The 16,265-nt window shown below is 65.3% G+C and carries 16 protein-coding genes; 13 read left to right on the top strand and 3 right to left on the bottom strand.

What is annotated here, in order from left to right:
* From dbpA to HFL01S_RS02290, 3 genes are read left to right on the top strand one after another with little or no spacing between them, the layout of a single operon-like run.
* Window positions 1-1,407, top strand: a complete 1,407-nt coding sequence (gene dbpA / locus HFL01S_RS02300; RefSeq protein WP_066254093.1) for an ATP-dependent RNA helicase DbpA — start codon at window positions 1-3, stop codon at window positions 1,405-1,407.
* Between the two features lie 55 nt (window positions 1,408-1,462).
* Window positions 1,463-1,708, top strand: coding sequence for a DUF3297 family protein (locus HFL01S_RS02295; protein ID WP_066254090.1), 246 nt, complete (start codon window positions 1,463-1,465; stop codon window positions 1,706-1,708).
* Window positions 1,709-1,719: 11 nt separating this feature from the next.
* Window positions 1,720-2,304 carry a hypothetical protein gene (locus tag HFL01S_RS02290; RefSeq protein ID WP_066254088.1) on the top strand — a complete coding sequence of 195 codons (585 nt, stop codon included), beginning with the start codon at window positions 1,720-1,722 and terminating at the stop codon, window positions 2,302-2,304.
* Between the two features lie 6 nt (window positions 2,305-2,310).
* On the opposite strand, the gene HFL01S_RS02285 is transcribed toward HFL01S_RS02290, so the two are convergent.
* Genes HFL01S_RS02285 through HFL01S_RS02275 form a run of 3 tightly spaced genes read right to left on the bottom strand, consistent with a single transcriptional unit; the run spans window position 2,311 to window position 5,420 of the window.
* Window positions 2,311-3,501, bottom strand: a complete 1,191-nt coding sequence (locus tag HFL01S_RS02285; RefSeq protein WP_169802302.1) for an AAA family ATPase — start codon at window positions 3,499-3,501, stop codon at window positions 2,311-2,313.
* Window positions 3,502-3,543: 42 nt separating this feature from the next.
* Window positions 3,544-4,464 carry a site-specific tyrosine recombinase XerD gene (gene xerD / locus HFL01S_RS02280; protein ID WP_066254082.1) on the bottom strand — a complete coding sequence of 307 codons (921 nt, stop codon included), beginning with the start codon at window positions 4,462-4,464 and terminating at the stop codon, window positions 3,544-3,546.
* Window positions 4,464-5,420: a tripartite tricarboxylate transporter substrate binding protein BugE gene (locus tag HFL01S_RS02275; protein WP_157538751.1), complete on the bottom strand. Its 957-nt coding sequence runs from the start codon at window positions 5,418-5,420 to the stop codon at window positions 4,464-4,466. Before HFL01S_RS02275 ends, xerD begins: the two co-directional genes overlap by 1 nt.
* A 180-nt stretch (window positions 5,421-5,600) precedes the next feature.
* Here HFL01S_RS02275 and HFL01S_RS02270 point away from each other — a divergent pair, with 180 nt between their 5' ends.
* From HFL01S_RS02270 to rfbA, 10 genes are all read left to right on the top strand, one after another.
* Window positions 5,601-6,506, top strand: a complete 906-nt coding sequence (locus HFL01S_RS02270) for an AEC family transporter (RefSeq protein ID WP_066254074.1) — start codon at window positions 5,601-5,603, stop codon at window positions 6,504-6,506.
* A 76-nt stretch (window positions 6,507-6,582) separates the two neighbouring features.
* Window positions 6,583-7,749 carry a nucleotide sugar dehydrogenase gene (locus tag HFL01S_RS02265; RefSeq protein WP_066254071.1) on the top strand — a complete coding sequence of 389 codons (1,167 nt, stop codon included), beginning with the start codon at window positions 6,583-6,585 and terminating at the stop codon, window positions 7,747-7,749.
* Window positions 7,750-7,779: 30 nt separating this feature from the next.
* A complete protein-coding gene (locus HFL01S_RS02260; RefSeq protein ID WP_066254068.1) occupies window positions 7,780-9,576 on the top strand; it encodes a GDSL-type esterase/lipase family protein in 1,797 nt (598 codons plus the stop codon).
* An 11-nt stretch (window positions 9,577-9,587) separates the two neighbouring features.
* The gene (locus tag HFL01S_RS02255; RefSeq protein WP_066254066.1) at window positions 9,588-10,658 is read left to right on the top strand and encodes a glycosyltransferase; all 1,071 of its coding nucleotides are present in this window, start codon (window positions 9,588-9,590) and stop codon (window positions 10,656-10,658) included.
* Complete coding sequence (locus HFL01S_RS02250) at window positions 10,655-11,608, top strand: glycosyltransferase family 2 protein (protein WP_084383047.1); 954 nt, start codon at window positions 10,655-10,657, stop codon at window positions 11,606-11,608. Before HFL01S_RS02255 ends, HFL01S_RS02250 begins: the two co-directional genes overlap by 4 nt.
* A 35-nt stretch (window positions 11,609-11,643) precedes the next feature.
* Window positions 11,644-12,603 (top strand): glycosyltransferase family 2 protein, encoded by a 960-nt coding sequence (locus HFL01S_RS02245; protein WP_084383046.1) that lies wholly within the window; start codon window positions 11,644-11,646, stop codon window positions 12,601-12,603.
* Entirely contained in the window at window positions 12,600-13,331 is a 732-nt protein-coding gene (locus HFL01S_RS02240; protein ID WP_218008589.1) for a glycosyltransferase family 2 protein, read from the top strand. The genes HFL01S_RS02245 and HFL01S_RS02240 overlap by 4 nt, the downstream gene beginning before the upstream one ends.
* Window positions 13,332-13,428: 97 nt before the next feature.
* Window positions 13,429-14,493: a dTDP-glucose 4,6-dehydratase gene (gene rfbB, locus HFL01S_RS02235; protein WP_066254056.1), complete on the top strand. Its 1,065-nt coding sequence runs from the start codon at window positions 13,429-13,431 to the stop codon at window positions 14,491-14,493.
* Window positions 14,490-15,386, top strand: coding sequence for a dTDP-4-dehydrorhamnose reductase (gene rfbD, locus HFL01S_RS02230; RefSeq protein ID WP_066254053.1), 897 nt, complete (start codon window positions 14,490-14,492; stop codon window positions 15,384-15,386). The genes rfbB and rfbD overlap by 4 nt, the downstream gene beginning before the upstream one ends.
* Window positions 15,383-16,264 carry a glucose-1-phosphate thymidylyltransferase RfbA gene (gene rfbA / locus HFL01S_RS02225; RefSeq protein WP_066254051.1) on the top strand — a complete coding sequence of 294 codons (882 nt, stop codon included), beginning with the start codon at window positions 15,383-15,385 and terminating at the stop codon, window positions 16,262-16,264. Before rfbD ends, rfbA begins: the two co-directional genes overlap by 4 nt.
* The last annotated feature ends 1 nt before the right edge of the window (window position 16,265 follow it).

The raw sequence follows: 16,265 nt of genomic DNA, 5'->3' as shown, positions 1-16,265 counted from the left end.
ATGACCTCCGCCTCCCCCGCATCCTCCGACGCCGGCTTCAGCCAGCTCCCCCTCTCCCCGGCCACCCTGGCCAACCTGGAACAGCTGGGCTACCTGCGCATGACGCCGATCCAGGCGGCCTGCCTGCCGCCCGCCCTGCTGGGCAAGGACCTCATTGCCCAGGCACAGACCGGCAGCGGCAAGACCGCCGCCTTCGCCCTGACTCTGCTGGCCAACCTCAACCCGCGCCGTTTCGCGGTGCAAACCCTGGTGCTGTGCCCCACGCGCGAGCTGGCCGACCAGGTCACCACCGAAATCCGGCGCCTGGCGCGCGCGGACGACAACATCAAGGTCGTCACGCTCTGCGGAGGCGTGCCGCTGCGCGGGCAACTGGCCACGCTGGAGCACGGCGCCCACATCGTGGTCGGCACGCCCGGCCGCGTGATGGACCACCTGGAGCGCGACAGCCTGCAGCTGGACGCCCTCAACACCCTGGTGCTGGACGAGGCCGACCGCATGCTGGACATGGGCTTCTTCGACGATATCGTCAAGGTCGCCAAGCAGTGCCCCAAGGAGCGCCAGACCCTGCTGTTCTCGGCGACCTACCCAGAGGGCATCGCCAAGCTGGCCGCGCAGTTCATGCGCGATCCGCAGACGATTGCCGTGCAGGCGCAGCACAGCAGCGCACAGATCGAACAGCGCTGGTACGAGGTGAGCGACAAGGAACGCCTGCACGTGGTCGGCCAGCTGCTGTTGCATTTCCGGCCGTCCAGCACCATCGCCTTCTGCAACACCAAGGCCCAGTGCCGCGACCTGGTGGCCGTGCTGCAGGCCCAGGGCTTTTCCGCGCTGGCCCTGTTCGGTGAGCTCGAACAGCGCGAGCGCGACCAGGTGCTGGTGCGCTTTGCCAATCGCAGCTGCAGCGTGCTGGTGGCCACCGACGTGGCCGCGCGCGGGCTGGACATCGCCAGCCTGGCCGCTGTCATCAACGTGGATGTGACACCCGATCCCGAGGTGCACATCCACCGCATCGGCCGCACCGGCCGCGCAGGCGAAAGCGGTCTGGCACTGAACCTGGCGAGCATGGACGAAATGGGCTATGTGGGCCGCATCGAACAGCTGCAGAAACGCGAGTCCGAATGGCACCCGGTCAGCGAGTTGACGCCCACAAGCAAAGAACCGCTGCAACCGCCCATGGTCACGCTGCACATCCAGGGCGGGCGCAAGGAAAAGATCCGCCCCGGCGACGTGCTGGGCGCGCTCACCGCCGACCTGGGCTACACCCGCGAACAGGTGGGCAAGATCAACGTCAACGAATGGTCCACCTACGTGGCGGTGGACCGCGCCATCGCGCAGCAGGTGGCCAGCCGGCTGGCCACCACCAAGGTCAAGGGCAAAGCCGTGAAGGTGCGCGTGCTGGAGGACTGAACGACGGCCGTCATGCGGGACAATCGTGCTTTATTGATTTCCGCACCCCGCCACCATGTCCGACACCGCCCGCCCCGAACTCCCCGACCACCTGAGCATCGACCCGCGCAGCCCCCACCATGTGGCCGCCGTGTTCAAGCACGACATCGGCATCCGCTTCAACGGCAAGGAACGCTTTGATGTGGCCGAGTACTGCATCAGCGAAGGCTGGGTCAAGGTGCAGTCGAGCAAGACGGTGGACCGCCGTGGCCAGCCCGTGCTGATCCAGCTCAAGGGCCCGGTCGAGGTGTTCTACCGCTGAATGGAGCCCGCGTGCGCCGCCGCCTGCTTCTTTTATTGGTGACGGTGGGCCTGTGCGGGCACAGCCTGGCGCAGACGGCCGGCGCTGCTGCAGCTGAACCGCCCCCCGCCCTGCCCCGCATCACGGTGCCGCAGGACCTGCTGCAGACCGAGGTGGCCAAACGCTTCCCGGTGCGCTACCCGGTCGCCGGCCTGGTGAACCTGGACCTCGGCGCACCGCGCCTGGGCCTGCTGCCCGCACAGAACCGGCTGCGCGCCGAGATGCCGGTGACCGCCGCCGGCGCGGCGCTGGCCCGCACCCAGCAGGGCAGCTTCACGGTCGACTTCGCGCTGCGCTACGAACACAGCGACCGCTCGCTGCGGGCGCACCAGCTCAAGGTCTACCGCTTCCGTTTTCCCGGCCTGCAGCCCGAGGCGGTGGACCTGCTGAACACCTATGCGCCCGCGCTGGCGGAGCAGTCGCTGCGCGAAGTGGTGCTCTACCAGCTGCCGCAGAAGGAAGCCGCGATGGCCGACCTGCTGGGCCTGCGGCCTGGCCAGATCACGGTCACCGAGCAGGGGCTGATGGTGGAGCTGGTGCAGCGACCGCCGCAGTGAGCGACATCAGGTCTGTCGCCGAGAGGTCCCGAAGCGCCGCATGAGCATCCCTTGCACGTGGGCTGGCGACAGACCCTGTGGGGCGTGCTCCGAAGCAAACGCCAGCGCCGCCACCTCGTCCGGATCGAACTTGAGGTAGAGCCGCCGCAGCTGCTCCTCATCACACGCGCCAAGCTCCACACGCTCGTCGATGCGCCCGGCGCGGATCAGCGCCTCGTCCAGCCGCTCGGCGTGGTTGGTAGTCATGAACAGCACATTGCCCTCCTGCGTCGCCACACCGTCCAGCGCATCGAGGAAGCCGGAGAACGACAGCCGCACCTGGGCGTGCGCCGCGTCGCGCTGGTGGAAGAAGGCATCGACGTCCTCGATCAGCAGAAGCGAGCGCTGCGGCACGGCCGCCAGCAGGGTGTGGATCTTCTCGTCCGTCACGATGGGCGAGGCCAGACTCAGCGTGCAGACGTTCAGGTGCAGCTCGGACGCCAGCGCCGTGACCAGCGAGGTCTTGCCGGTGCCGGGGGGGCCATAGAGCAGGTAGCCGCGCCGCCAGGGAATGCCCAGCTCGGCGTAGCGCTCGTGGGCGGCGTAGAACGATTGCAGGTCGGCCAGCAGCGCCTCGACCTGCCCCGCCTTGAGCACCACCGACGACAGCGGGCGGCGCGAGCCCAGTCGCGCCCGCATCCAGTCGCCGCCGTGGAACGGGTTGGGGATGTAGACCGAGAGGGTGTCGCTCTCGCGGCTGGCGCGCGCGTCGATGGCGCGTTGCAGGAAAGCTGCCAGCCAGTCGCCCGAGCGGCCAAAGTGCGACAGACTGATGCGCTCGAACACACTCTGCGTCACCTGGAGTTCGCGGCGGATCCAGACCAGCCGGCCGTCGATCCAGAGAATGTGCAGGCCTTCGCCAGGCGACAGGTAGGCCCGCGGCGCCTGGCCGGCCCGCAGGTCTTCGGCCAGACTCTGGTACTCCGTGCCCTGGCGCACGCTGCGGGCGGTGAACTGGTTGACCTGCCGCAGCGAGGGGTGGGCGTCCATGTACTCGACCAGCGCCGAGAACAGGAACTCGTCGCGCGAGTCGATGGTGAGTGTGGAGATGAAGAAGCGTTTGCCCCAGGACACCACCAGCCCGGGCACGTCTTTCAGCCAGAACGCCAGCGCGCCGGCCAGCGCCAGCATCGCAGCCTGAGCCACAGGGGTTTGCATGAAGCCATCCATACCCTGGGTTATACCCCCAGGACCATCCAATCAGCCGCGCGGATGGTGCTGTGCCACGACCGATTTGAGCCGTTCGCGTGCGACGTGGGTGTAGATGGTGGTGGTCGAAATGTCGGCGTGGCCCAGCAGCATCTGCACCGCCCGCAGGTCGGCGCCGTGGTTGAGCAGGTGGGTGGCGAAGGCGTGGCGCAGGGTGTGCGGCGACAGCGGCGAGGTGATGCCGGCCGCGAGTGCGTAGCGCTTGACCAGGTTCCAGAACATCACACGGCTCATCGCCTCGCCGGCCTTGCTGCCACGCGCGGTGACGAACAGGTCTTCGCTGGCCTGCCCACCGAGGATGTCGGGGCGGCCCTCCTTCAGATAGCGCTGCAGCCACTCGCCCGCGATCTGCCCGAACGGCACCAGCCGCTCCTTGTTGCCTTTGCCCGTGACCCGCAGCACATGGTCCTGGTGGCCCACCTGAAAGGTGCGCAGCGTCACCAGCTCGCTCACCCGCAGGCCGCTGGCGTACATCAGCTCCAGCATGGCGCGGTCGCGCAGGCCCAGCGGTGTGGCGGTGTCGGGCGCATTCAGCAGCGCCTCGACCTGGGCTTCGGACAGCGTCTTGGGCACGCGCAGCGGCTGCCGCGCCGCCATCAGCCGCAGGGTGGGATCGGCCTCGATGAGGCGTTCGCGCAACGCCCACCGGAAGTAGCGCTTGAACACCGTGAGACGCCGGTTGGCGGTGGTCGCCCGGGTCTCGGCGTGTCGGCTGGCGAAGTAGGCATGGATGTCGGCTTCCCCCGCCTGCGGCAGGGAACGCGCGCCATGGGCCGCCAGCCACTGGCCGAACAGCACGAGGTCGCGCCGGTAGGCATCGAGCGTGTTGCGCGAGAGGCCCTCCTCCAGCCAGAGGGCGTCGACAAAGGCGCCCGCGCTCTCCTCGCTGCGCGCGAGCGCCGTGAGGTCCATCAGTCCAGCGAGAGCTTCTGCTTGACCACCACTTCCTTGTACACCTCGTACTCGGCCTTGATCTGGGCCGTGAACTGCTCGGGCGTGTTGGCGACGATCAGCGAACCGGTGTCCTCGATGCGCTTGCGGACCGCCGGGTCTGCCAGGGCCGTCTTGGTGGCGTTGTAGAGCTTGTCCACCACGTCCTTGGGCATGCCCTTGGGGCCGATGAGGCCGTAGAAGGCCATGCGGTTCACAGGCTCCAGGCCCACCTCCTTGAAGGTCGGGACGTCGGGCAGCACGGGCAGTCGCTGCGGCGCGGCCACCACGATGGGCACCAGGCGACCGGCCTTGATGTGCGGCAGGGCCGACGGCAGGTTGTCAAAAATGATGGGCACCTGGCCGCCCACGGTGTCGTTCAGAGCCGGTCCGGCCCCGCGGTAGGGAATGTGGGTCATGAACACGCCCGCAAGGCTCTTGAACAGCTCGGTCTGCAGGTGGCCGATGCCACCGGTGCCGGAGCTGGCGTAGCTGTACTTGCCAGGGCTCTTCTTGAGCTCGGCGATGAAGGACTTGTAGTCCTTGGCCGGGAAGCTGGGGTGCACCGCGATCACGTTGGGCGTGGCGGCGATGTTGGTGATGGGGGTGAAGTCGGTGAGCGTGTTGTACGGGATCTTGGGGTTGATCGCCGGGTTCGCAGCCGTGGTGGACACCGTGGCCATGCCGAGGATGTACCCGTCCGCGGGGGCACGTGCCAGCTCGGTGGCCCCGATCACACCGCCGCCACCGGCCTTGTTCTCGACCACCACACTCTGGCCCAGCGATTTGCCCAGCGGTTCGGACATCACGCGCGCGACGATGTCGGTCGTGCCACCCGGGGCAAACGGCACCTGCAAGCGGATGATCTTGTTTGGGTAGGCCTGCGCCCAGACCACACCGGTCGCGCCCAGCGACATGGCAACCAAACCCAGCCCCATCAGGGAACGGCGAGCAAACATGCGATCTCTCCTTAGTTGTGTACAAAAACAATAGCAACGGGCACACGAACCCTGCTAGCTCCCCGTGACTGTAGTCAGCCTGCACACGGTTGACCATGCGGGAGACTACATAAGTACAAACCCCGGGAGGCGGACACGCCCGGGCGCTATGCTCGCCCGGTGAACTTCGCCCAACTGCTCTTTCCGGACTTTTCTCTGATTCTCTGCGGCTACCTGGTCTGCCGCTTCACCGCCCTGAACCGCACGGTGTGGGAGCCACTGGAAAGCCTGGTGTATTTCTTCCTGTTCCCGGTCCTGCTCTTCCACTCGATCGTCAAGAGCCCGCTGGACCTGGGCGCCGCTTCCAGCCTGATGGCCGCCGGCCTGGCACTGGGCGTCTGTGGCATCGCACTGTCCTACTCACTGCCCCACTGGCCCTGGCTGGGGCGTCGGCTGGACCCGCGGCTGCACGCTGCCAGCGCGCAGGTGGGGTTCCGGTTCAACTCCTTCATCGCCCTGGCGCTGGCCGACAAGATCGCCGGTCCGCAGGGGCTGCTGATGATCGCGGTGCTGATCGGGGTCTGCGTGCCGCTGTTCAACGTGGGCGCGGTCTGGCCGATGGCCCGCCACGCCAACAAGGGCTTCGCCCGCGAGCTGATGCGCAACCCGCTGATCATCGCCACCGCAAGCGGGCTCGTCGCCAACCTCCTCGGCTTCACGGTCCCGCCCTGGCTGGAACCGACCGTCAACCGCATCGGGCAGGCATCCCTCGCCCTGGGGCTGATGGCCGCTGGCGCGGGCATGCAGCTGGGCAGCCTGACCAAGGCCAAGCAGCTCGGCGTCATGGTGCTGTGTGTCAAGCACCTGGGCATGCCGCTGCTCGCCCTCGGGCTGGCCATGGCCTTCCGCCTCGACACGGCGCAGACCACCATCTTGCTGATGTTCTCCGCAGTGCCAACCGCCTCCAGCTGCTACGTGCTGGCAGCCCGGATGGGCTACGACGGGCCCTACGTGGCCGGTCTGGTGACCCTGTCCACGCTGCTGGGCATGGCCAGCCTGCCGTTCGCGCTAGGAATCCTGGCCTAAGGAATCCATAAGGGGCTCAGAGGCCCCTATGGCAAAATTCCAAGGTTTTCGGCCTAGCTCTTACACAAGGTTTCCCATGAAGATTGCGGTTGCTGGCACCGGCTATGTCGGGCTGTCCAACGCCGTGCTGCTGTCCCAGCACCACGAAGTCGTCGCTCTGGACATCGTTCCCGAGAAGGTGGCGCTGATCAACGCGCGCAAGAGTCCGATTGTCGACGCGGACATCGAGGACTTCCTGGCCCACCAGCCGCTGAACCTGCGCGCCACGCTGGACAAGCACGAAGCCTACGAAGGCGCCAGCTTCGTCATCATTGCGACGCCCACCGACTACGACCCCGAAACCAACTACTTCAATACCCGGTCGGTTGAGGCGGTCATCCACGATGTGATGCAGATCAACCCGCAGGCCGTGATGGTGATCAAGTCCACGGTGCCTGTGGGCTACACCGCCAAGGGGCGCGAGCAGACCGGTTGCCAGAACCTGCTTTTTTCCCCGGAGTTCCTGCGCGAAGGCAAGGCCCTGCACGACAACCTGTACCCGTCTCGCATCATCGTGGGCGAGCGCTCGGAGCGGGCGGAAACCTTCGCCGGGCTGCTCAAGGAAGGCGCTCGCAAGCAGGACATTCCGGTGCTGTTTGTCGATTCGACCGAGGCCGAGGCGGTCAAGCTGTTTTCCAACACCTACCTGGCCATGCGGGTGGCCTATTTCAACGAACTGGACACTTACGCTGCGGCGCACAACCTGGATTCGCGCCAGATCATTGAGGGCGTCGGCCTCGATCCACGCATCGGCAACCACTACAACAACCCGTCCTTCGGCTACGGTGGCTACTGCTTGCCCAAAGACACCAAGCAGATGCTGGCCAACTACCAGCATGTGCCGCAGAACCTGATCCAGGCGATCGTGCAGTCCAACACGACGCGCAAGGACTTCATTGCCGAGAGCATCCTCAAGCAGAAGCCCAAGACGGTCGGCGTGTTCCGCCTGATCATGAAGGCGGGCTCAGACAACTTCAGGTCCTCCAGCATCCAGGGCATCATGAAGCGGATCAAGGCCAAAGGCATCCGCGTCATCATCTACGAACCCGCCCTGCAGGAAGACGAGTTCTTCCACTCGCCGGTGGTCAACGACCTCGAAACCTTCAAGAGGGAATCGGACGTGATCATCACCAACCGCCTCACGCCAGTACTGGCCGATGTGCAGGACAAGGTCTACACACGCGACCTGTTCGGCAGCGACTGACCCACCAGACACATTTCGGGGAGAACCTTCATGAAGTCCCATCACGCCCTGTCGGCCATGACCCTGGCGGTCACCGCACTCATCACCGGCTGCGCCAGCTCCGGCGGCTCCACACCGTCGGTCGCCAACCCCTACAGCAGCAGCGGCGGCAGCTCGCTGGGCGAGGTGCACGTGAACACCATGCGGGTGTTCGGCGACAGCTACTCCGACCCGCGATTCACGAACTCCATCGGCACCATCAACTGGGCCACGCAGATGCAGGGCCGCGGCACGGTCACGAAATCCGACATCTACGCGCTGGGCGGTGCCCGAGCCAGCTACGGCGAGGCACGCGCCTTCGACAAACAGATCGACAACTGGCAAAGCCGGGGCAGCGCCATTGGCGACGGGGACCTGACCGTGGTCTACCTGGGCCACAACGACATGGGCCGCAACGGCTCTCCGGACAACAACCTGACCAATGCCAAGAAGGGCTACTCCGACGGCGTGGCCCGCCTGATCGCGGCCGGTGCCGCAGCCGACAACCGCCGGCTGTTTGTCACCCAACTGCACGACTGGGGCCGTGGCCCAGGCGTGTCGTCGCTGGCATCCCAACAGGTGATCGGCTGGAACAACTACATCGCCTCGGTGGCCAACGCCACACCCAATGTGATCGCGGTGGATATGTACACCGTGTTCCAGCGCATCTTCAACGAGCCAGCCAAGTTTGGCTTCACCAACGTCTCGACGGCCAACCCCTCCCGCTCGGCAGTGGACACGCTCTACCACGACGCCACGCACTTCGGGAACCGGGGCCAGGACATCATCACCCGCGTCTACCAGCACTACCTGACCCGCGGCTGGGACTGGGCCAACAGCGTGAGTGCCGGCGCCGATTCGGCCGGGCGCATCAACCAGGACATCGACAACGGCACACTGGTGCTGTCCATGGCCGAGCAGAAGACACTGCAGCCCGGCTTCAGGCTGCTGCCGCTCGGCCTGCGCGAGGGGGATGCCTTCCAGTTCAACGCGCGCAACAGCCGGGTGTTCCAGCCGTTCGCCCAGCCGCAGCAGGGCTCGGCCCCCACCGGACTGGCCTTCGACATGCGCGTCGGATCGGCCGACAACGCCCAGAGCAGCCGCATGGGCATCGCCGTGTTCCAGCAGGACCAGGCCAAGTACCTGTCCACGACCGAGATGCGCAACTCCAAGCAGTACACCTCCGACGCCGTGTCGCTGTACTGGAACAAGCCGGTGTCGGGCTGGGTGATGAGCAGCCAGTTCTCCCATCTGGATCTGAATTTCGCCAGCCACGCGCAGGACGGCCTCGTCCGGCGCACGCTGGAGAACCGCCAGAGCGGTAGCACCTGGTCGTTCGAAAACAAGATGCGCTACCCGATGCGCGGCGATTTCTTCAGCGTGACGCCTTGGGTGTCGCTGACCAACCAGTCGCACAGCCTCGATCCGGCCCTGACCTCCACCCTCTACACCACCGACGTGCTGTTCAGTTCCAACCGGGTCAACGAGTGGCTCTCGGGGATCGGCGTGGACCTGCAGACCGACCCGATCGCCCTGAGCGGTCAGCGCAAGCTGCGTTTTGGTGGCAGCCTGCACCACGTCTCCAGCCTGTCGCGCGACACCGTGACTGTGTCGATGCGCGAGGCGGGCTCGCCTGGTGTCGTGCAACGCGAAATCTTCCCGCTGTCCAAGGTCGAGCGCACCCAGCTGGGTCTGCAGGCCACCATGGACGTGGCACGCCACCTTCAGTTCAGCGCCACCTACGGCGCCCAGTTGCAGGACGTGCGCAACACCCAGAGCGTGGTGCTCAAGGCCAACCTCCGCTTCTGATCCGGTTCTTGATGAAAATCCTGTATGTCGCTGGACGGGAGGCCGCCTACTCACGCACCCGCATCGTGCTCAACGCCATGCGCCAGAACGGCTTTGAGGTTGTCGAATGCCTGCCGCCGGACAAGTCGTTCAAGCACTACCCGGGCCTGTTGCTCAGAACTCTCCTGAACGCTCCCCGCTGCGATGCGGTCGTGGTTGGTTTCTACGGCCAGCTGCTCGCACCGCTGGTGCGGCTGCTGACATGGAAACCCATCCTGTTCGACATGTACATCACCACGTTCGACACGATGGTGTTCGACCGGGAGAAGGCCGCACCCGGCTCGCTCAAGGCTCGCATCTATGGTCTGAGCGACTGGCTGGCTTACAAGATGACGAAACTGTCCATCCTGGACAGCCACTATGTCATCGGCCATTTCGGGCGCACCATCCACACCGAGACCAGCAAGTTCCGCCGACTCTTTCTGGCTGTGGACGACAGCGTGATCAAGCCGGGACCGTCGCGCCCCTCCGATGGCGAGTTTCTCGTGCATTTCCATGGTGAGTACATCCCCTTCCATGGCGTGCGCCACATCCTCAAGGCCGCCAAGCTGCTGGAACCACATGGTGTGAAGTTCCAGATCGTGGGCAAAGGACTGACCTACACAGAGGACATGCAACTGGCCCGCGAGCTTGGCCTGCCGCATGTGAAATTCCTCGACCCCGTGCCGTACGCCAAGCTCGCCGAGCTGATGGCCCGGGCCGACGTGTGCCTGGGTATCTTTGGCGACAACGAGCGCGCCAAGCTCGTGCTGACCAACAAGGTCGTCGAGGCTATTGGCGTGGGCAAGCCCCTGATCACCAGCCGCAACGAGCCCGTTCAGGAGCTGCTCAAGGACGGCGAGAGCGTGCTGCTGGTGAATCCAGCCGATCCCCAGGCGCTGGCCGACGCCATCCTGCGCCTCAAGAATGACGAACTTCTGCGCCAGCACATTGCAGCTAACGGCCACAAGGTGTTCAGGCAACAGTGCGCCACCGAGACCTTCGGAAAACGCTTCACCGCGATCCTGCACGAGGTGCTGGGAACGCGACGCGCCGCCGAATGAGTGAAGCCTCTGGCGCCTTGCCCTGCGTGCATGTGCTGCTGGCTTCCTACCAGGGGGCCAGGTACATCCGCGAGCAGCTGGAATCGATCGCAGGCCAGACCCACACCCACTGGACGCTGACCGTCAGCGACGACGGATCGACGGACGACACCGTTCGAGTGTGTGAGGCCTTTGCACACGCGCACGGTGGCCACCGCATCCGGCTCGTCAAGGGACCGGGCCGACGCTCCACGGCCAACTTCTTCCACCTCCTGCGCACTGTAGAGCCCACGTCCAGTCACGACCTGATCGCTTTCAGCGATCAGGACGACGTGTGGCTACCGGAGAAGCTTTCCCGTGCAGTGACGACCCTGCGCGCGCTGCGCGTGGCCGCGGGCCAGCCAGCGCTGTATGCCGCGCGCACCCGCCTGGTCAACGAGCGACTGGAACCCATCGGCATCAGCCGCCTGCCGCAGCGCCCCCTGGGTTTCGGCAATGCCCTGCTGCAGAACGTGGCCAGTGGCAACACCATGGTGTTCAACCAGCCCCTGCTGCGGCTGATGCGCCGGGTCAGACCCGAGCACTCGGTCCTGCACGACTGGACGGCTTACCAGGTCGTCACCGGCTGCGGCGGGCAGATGCACTTCGATCCGGAGCCCTGCCTGCTCTACCGCCAGCACGCCGACAACCTGATCGGATCGCAAGGCCGCTCCTGGGACAAGGTCCTGCGCATGGGCATGCTGTTCAAGGGGCAGTACCGGCTCTGGGGTGATCAGACAGAAGCGGCTATGAACGACATCGCCCAAGAGCTGCAACCCAAGTCGCTGGACCTGCTGCGCAAGTTCCATGACATGCGCCGCCGCCCCGATCTGATCGGGCGCATGCAGGCCGGACGCCACAGCGGTCTCTGGCGACAGACCCGCTCCGGTCGTGCCTCGTTCTGGCTGGGCCTGGCCCTCAACCAGCTTTGACCAGGCCTCACCGGCGGTCCACCCCATCACACTTCATGAGCCAGTCTCTAGCCCCGACCATTTCAGACGCCGCTTCGCCCTGGGTGTTGGTGCTGCTGCCGGTGTACAACGGCGAGCGCTTCCTCACACAACAGGTGGAATCCATCCTGAACCAGGGCGGCGTGAGCACCCACCTCCTGTGCCGCGACGATGGATCGAGCGACGGTTCACCCGGGCTGCTGCACGAACTCCGGCTGCGCTGGCCCGCGCGCATCACGGTGATCGAGGACGACCTGGGCAATCTGGGCGCCAGTGGCAACTTCTCATGCCTCATGCGACAGGCCCTGGACCTAGAGCCAAACGGCTTCGGGAGCGCGAACTACATCGCACTCTCCGATCAGGACGACGTCTGGCACCACGACAAACTGGCCGTTGGGCTGGCCGCCATCCGCTCGCTTGAACAAGCCCGCCCCGGCGCCCCGGCCCTGGTGCACAGCGACCTGCGTGTCATCGAAGAGGACGGCCGGGAAATCGCCCCTTCAATGGCCCGGTACCAGGGCCTGCGCCCCGATCTCAGCAGTCTGCCGGCCCAACTGCTGAGCAACACGCTGACCGGATGCACCAGCCTGATGAACCGTGCCTTGCTGGAAAAGGCCTTGCCGGTCCCACCCGAAGCCATCATGCACGACTGGTGGCTGTCGCTGGTAGCCAGCGCCCTGGGCAGCCGCCAGTACCTGGACCAGTCGCTGATCGACTACCGCCAGCACGCCAGCAACGCCATAGGCGCCAAGGCGCAGGACAAGCCCGTGGCCTTCAAGACCATCGTGCACCGCTTGTTCGACGACCGGCACGGCGAGATCTTTCGCCTCAACGCCCGGCAGGCTCATGGTTTTCTGGCACGTTTCGGTGGTGAGCTGACCACCGGCCAACGGTTCACCACCTGGCTCGCATCCCAGCTGTCGCTGCCGTTTCCGCCCCTGCAGCGCCTGATTTACCGCGTGCTGAGGCGCCTGTGAGCATCCGCCTGTCCATGGTCAGCCACGGCCAGGCCCGGCTGGCCAACCAGTTCCTGCAGGACCTGGCCGGAACGACCGAGGTGGATGAACTGGTGGTCACGGAAAACATCCCGGACGCGCCCATGCGCCCGCCAACCGGCTTGACTGTCCTGGCGCGCCACAACCCATTGCCCTTGGGATTTGCCGGCAACCACAACCAGGCCTTCGAGGGGTGCGAACAAGCGTTCTACTGCGTGGCAAATCCGGACATCCGTTTGCCAACCAACCCGTTCCCGGGCCTTCTGGCCGCAATGCAGGACCCCACGGTGGGGCTGGTGGCGCCGCTGGTGCTGGGCTCGGCCGGACAGCCAGAGGACAACGCGCGGCGCTTTCCCACACCCTGGAACCTGGCGCAGAAACTCGCTGGCTTGAACGATGGCCGCTACCACTTGACGCCCCAGTCAGGCGCCCGCCCGGTGGAGTGGGTGGCGGGCATGTTCCTGCTGTTTCGTGCCCAGGCGTTTCGGGATGTGGGAGGTTTTGATGCTAAATTCCACCTCTATTACGAGGATGTGGACATCTGCGCCCGCCTGTGGAAATCGGGCTGGAAAGTGATGTGCGATCCGGGGGTCACGGTGGTGCATGAGGCCCAGCGCGCCAGCCGGCACAACTTCCGGTACATGCGCTGGCATGCTGCGAGCATGGCGCGCTACTTTGGCAAGCACCTGGGCCGCCTGCCATTGGTATAGCCAGCCCTTCAAGACACAAGCCCTTCAGAACCGCTCCATCCCATGGGTAGGAGAAGGGTTCCCACGATCTCGCCCGAGACATCAAGCAGGAGAAAAGATGATTCTGGTTACCGGCGCCGCAGGCTTTATTGGCGCGAACTTCGTGCTCGACTGGATCGCACAGTCACAGGAACCCGTGGTGAATCTGGACAAGCTGACCTATGCCGGCAACCCCGAGAACCTGGCCAGCCTGCAGGGGAACCCCGGACACATCTTCGTCCAGGGCGACATTGGCGACAGAGCTCTTGTGGACCGCCTGCTGGCAGAACACAAGCCCAGAGCCGTGGTGAACTTCGCTGCCGAGAGCCACGTCGACCGATCCATTCACGGACCGGAGGACTTCATCCAGACCAACGTGGTCGGCACCTTCCACCTGCTTGAGTCCGTGCGTGCGTACTGGGGTGCTCTAGAAGGTGAAGCCAGGTCTTCATTCCGGTTCCTGCACGTCTCGACCGACGAGGTCTACGGCACGCTGGGACCGAACGATGCACCGTTCACCGAAACCACGCCCTACACGCCCAACAGCCCCTACTCGGCCTCCAAGGCGGCCAGCGACCACCTGGTGCGTGCCTACCACCACACATACGGCCTGCCGACGCTGACCACCAACTGCTCGAACAACTACGGTCCCTACCACTTCCCCGAGAAGCTGATCCCGCTGATGATCGTCAACGCTCTGGCCGGCAAGCCACTGCCGGTCTACGGCGACGGCATGCAGGTGCGCGACTGGCTGTTCGTCAAGGACCACTGCAGTGCGATCCGCCGCGTGCTCGAAGCCGGAGCCACAGGTGAAACCTACAACGTGGGCGGCTGGAACGAAAAGCCGAACATCGAGATCGTCAAGACGGTCTGCGCGTTGCTGGACGATCTGCGCCCCCGTGCCGACGGCCAGTCGTACACCACGCAGATCACCTACGTGAAAGACCGGCCGGGCCACGACCGCCGCTACGCCATCGACGCGACCAAGATTCACCGAGAATTAGGCTGGAAGCCCGCCGAAACCTTCGACACCGGCATCCGCAAGACCGTTCAGTGGTACCTGGACCATCCCGACTGGGTAGCGCACGTGCAAAGCGGCGACTACCGGAACTGGATCGGCCAGCAGTACGGAGCGCTTGCATGAAGATTCTCCTGACCGGCAAGAACGGCCAGGTCGGGTTTGAGTTGCAGAGAGCCCTGGCACCACTGGGCACCGTTCATGCAGTGGATTCGGGCGACTGCGACCTGGCCGACGAACAGGCGCTGCGAGCCCTGATCAGGACTTCGCGCCCAGATCTCATCGTCAATCCCGCCGCGTACACCGCGGTGGATCGTGCCGAAGATGAGGCCGGCGGACAACTCGCCACAGCGGTCAATGCCATTGCCCCTGGGGTCATGGGCGAAGAAGCTGCACGCCTGGGCGCCGCGGTCATCCACTACTCCACCGACTATGTTTTTGATGGTCGCAAGGCCACGCCTTACGTGGAAACGGATGCGACAGCACCTCTTGGAGCCTATGGGCGCAGCAAGCGCGATGGTGAGCAGGCCTTGATGCGCAGCACTGCTCGGCACCTCGTGCTGCGCACCAGCTGGGTGGTCGGAGCTCACGGAAACAACTTTGCAAAGACCATGCTCCGCCTGGCGGCCGAGCGCAAGGAACTCAGCGTGGTCCATGATCAGGTCGGCGCCCCCACCTCTGCAGCCCTGATCGCTGACCTGACCGCGCACCTCGCGATGCGCCTGCGCCACGACCCTGCCTTTCCTTTCGGGCTGTACCACATGAGCGCGGGCGGAGAAACATCCTGGTGCGAATACGCCAGCTTCGTGATCGAGCGTGCCACCCAAGCGGGTCAGCCGCTGAGCCTGACCCCAGCGGACATTCATCCGATCGCCAGCGCCGACTACCCGACCCGCGCAAGCCGTCCTCTGAACTCGCGGCTGGACACCAGCCTTTTCACCAAGACCTTCGGCCTGCGCCTGCCGCCGTGGCGGGAAGGGCTGAACCACATCCTGCAACAGATCCTGAGAACGCCATGAACAGAAAAGGCATCATCCTGGCCGGCGGCTCCGGCACGCGTCTGTACCCCGTGACACAGGCGGTGAGCAAGCAGCTCATGCCCGTGTACGACAAGCCGATGATCTACTACCCGCTGAGCACGCTGATGCTCGCCGGCATCCGCGACATCCTGGTCATCTCCACCCCGCAGGACACCCCGCGCTTCACCGATCTTCTGGGCGATGGCAGCCAGTGGGGCCTGAACCTGCAGTACGCCGTGCAGCCCAGCCCCGACGGCCTGGCTCAGGCCTTCATCATCGGCGAGCAGTTCATCGGCAACGACCCGTCATCTCTGGTGCTGGGCGACAACATCTTCTACGGCCACGACTTCGCGGCCTTGCTGGGCAACGCCACGCAGCGCCCGGACGGTGCCACCGTCTTCGCTTACCACGTGCACGACCCCGAGCGCTACGGCGTGGCCGAGTTCGACCCCTCGGGCAAGGTGCTCAGCCTGGAAGAAAAACCTGCCCAGCCCAAGAGCAACTACGCGGTGACCGGCCTCTACTTCTACGACAACCAGGTGGTGGAGCTGGCCAAGAACCTCAAGCCTTCTGCCCGCGGCGAGCTGGAGATCACCGACCTCAACCGCCTGTACCTGGAAGCCGGCTCGTTGCAGGTGGAGGTGATGGGTCGCGGCTACGCCTGGCTGGACACCGGCACCCACGACAGCCTGCTGGAAGCCGGCCAGTTCATCGCCACCCTGGAAAAGCGCCAGGGCCTGAAGGTGGCCTGCCCGGAGGAGATCGCCTACCGCAGCAAGTGGATAGACGTCGAGCAGGTGCAACGCCTGATCAAGCCGCTGGCCAAGAACGGCTACGGCCAGTACCTGCAACAGATCATCAAAGACGAGCTGCGCTGAG

This window comes from Hydrogenophaga flava NBRC 102514, assembly GCF_001571145.1.
In the GTDB taxonomy this organism is placed as follows: Bacteria; Pseudomonadota; Gammaproteobacteria; order Burkholderiales; family Burkholderiaceae_C; genus Hydrogenophaga; species Hydrogenophaga flava.
The sequence above is the reverse complement of the archived record's forward strand: the minus strand, read 5'-3'. Positions and strand labels throughout refer to the sequence as shown.

Excerpts from the sequence above, each read along its gene's own strand:
- rfbB (WP_066254056.1), top strand. The coding sequence starts at position 13,429 with ATGATTCTGGTTACCGGCGCCGCAGGCTTTATTGGCGCGAACTTCGTG.
- HFL01S_RS02285 (WP_169802302.1), bottom strand. The coding sequence starts at position 3,501 with ATGCAAACCCCTGTGGCTCAGGCTGCGATGCTGGCGCTGGCCGGCGCG.
- rfbD (WP_066254053.1), top strand. The coding sequence starts at position 14,490 with ATGAAGATTCTCCTGACCGGCAAGAACGGCCAGGTCGGGTTTGAGTTG.
- rfbA (WP_066254051.1), top strand. The coding sequence starts at position 15,383 with ATGAACAGAAAAGGCATCATCCTGGCCGGCGGCTCCGGCACGCGTCTG.
- HFL01S_RS02265 (WP_066254071.1), top strand. The coding sequence starts at position 6,583 with ATGAAGATTGCGGTTGCTGGCACCGGCTATGTCGGGCTGTCCAACGCC.
- HFL01S_RS02295 (WP_066254090.1), top strand. The coding sequence starts at position 1,463 with ATGTCCGACACCGCCCGCCCCGAACTCCCCGACCACCTGAGCATCGAC.
- HFL01S_RS02245 (WP_084383046.1), top strand. The coding sequence starts at position 11,644 with ATGAGCCAGTCTCTAGCCCCGACCATTTCAGACGCCGCTTCGCCCTGG.
- HFL01S_RS02255 (WP_066254066.1), top strand. The coding sequence starts at position 9,588 with ATGAAAATCCTGTATGTCGCTGGACGGGAGGCCGCCTACTCACGCACC.
- HFL01S_RS02260 (WP_066254068.1), top strand. The coding sequence starts at position 7,780 with ATGAAGTCCCATCACGCCCTGTCGGCCATGACCCTGGCGGTCACCGCA.
- HFL01S_RS02250 (WP_084383047.1), top strand. The coding sequence starts at position 10,655 with ATGAGTGAAGCCTCTGGCGCCTTGCCCTGCGTGCATGTGCTGCTGGCT.
- dbpA (WP_066254093.1), top strand. The coding sequence starts at position 1 with ATGACCTCCGCCTCCCCCGCATCCTCCGACGCCGGCTTCAGCCAGCTC.
- HFL01S_RS02275 (WP_157538751.1), bottom strand. The coding sequence starts at position 5,420 with ATGGGGCTGGGTTTGGTTGCCATGTCGCTGGGCGCGACCGGTGTGGTC.
- xerD (WP_066254082.1), bottom strand. The coding sequence starts at position 4,464 with ATGGACCTCACGGCGCTCGCGCGCAGCGAGGAGAGCGCGGGCGCCTTT.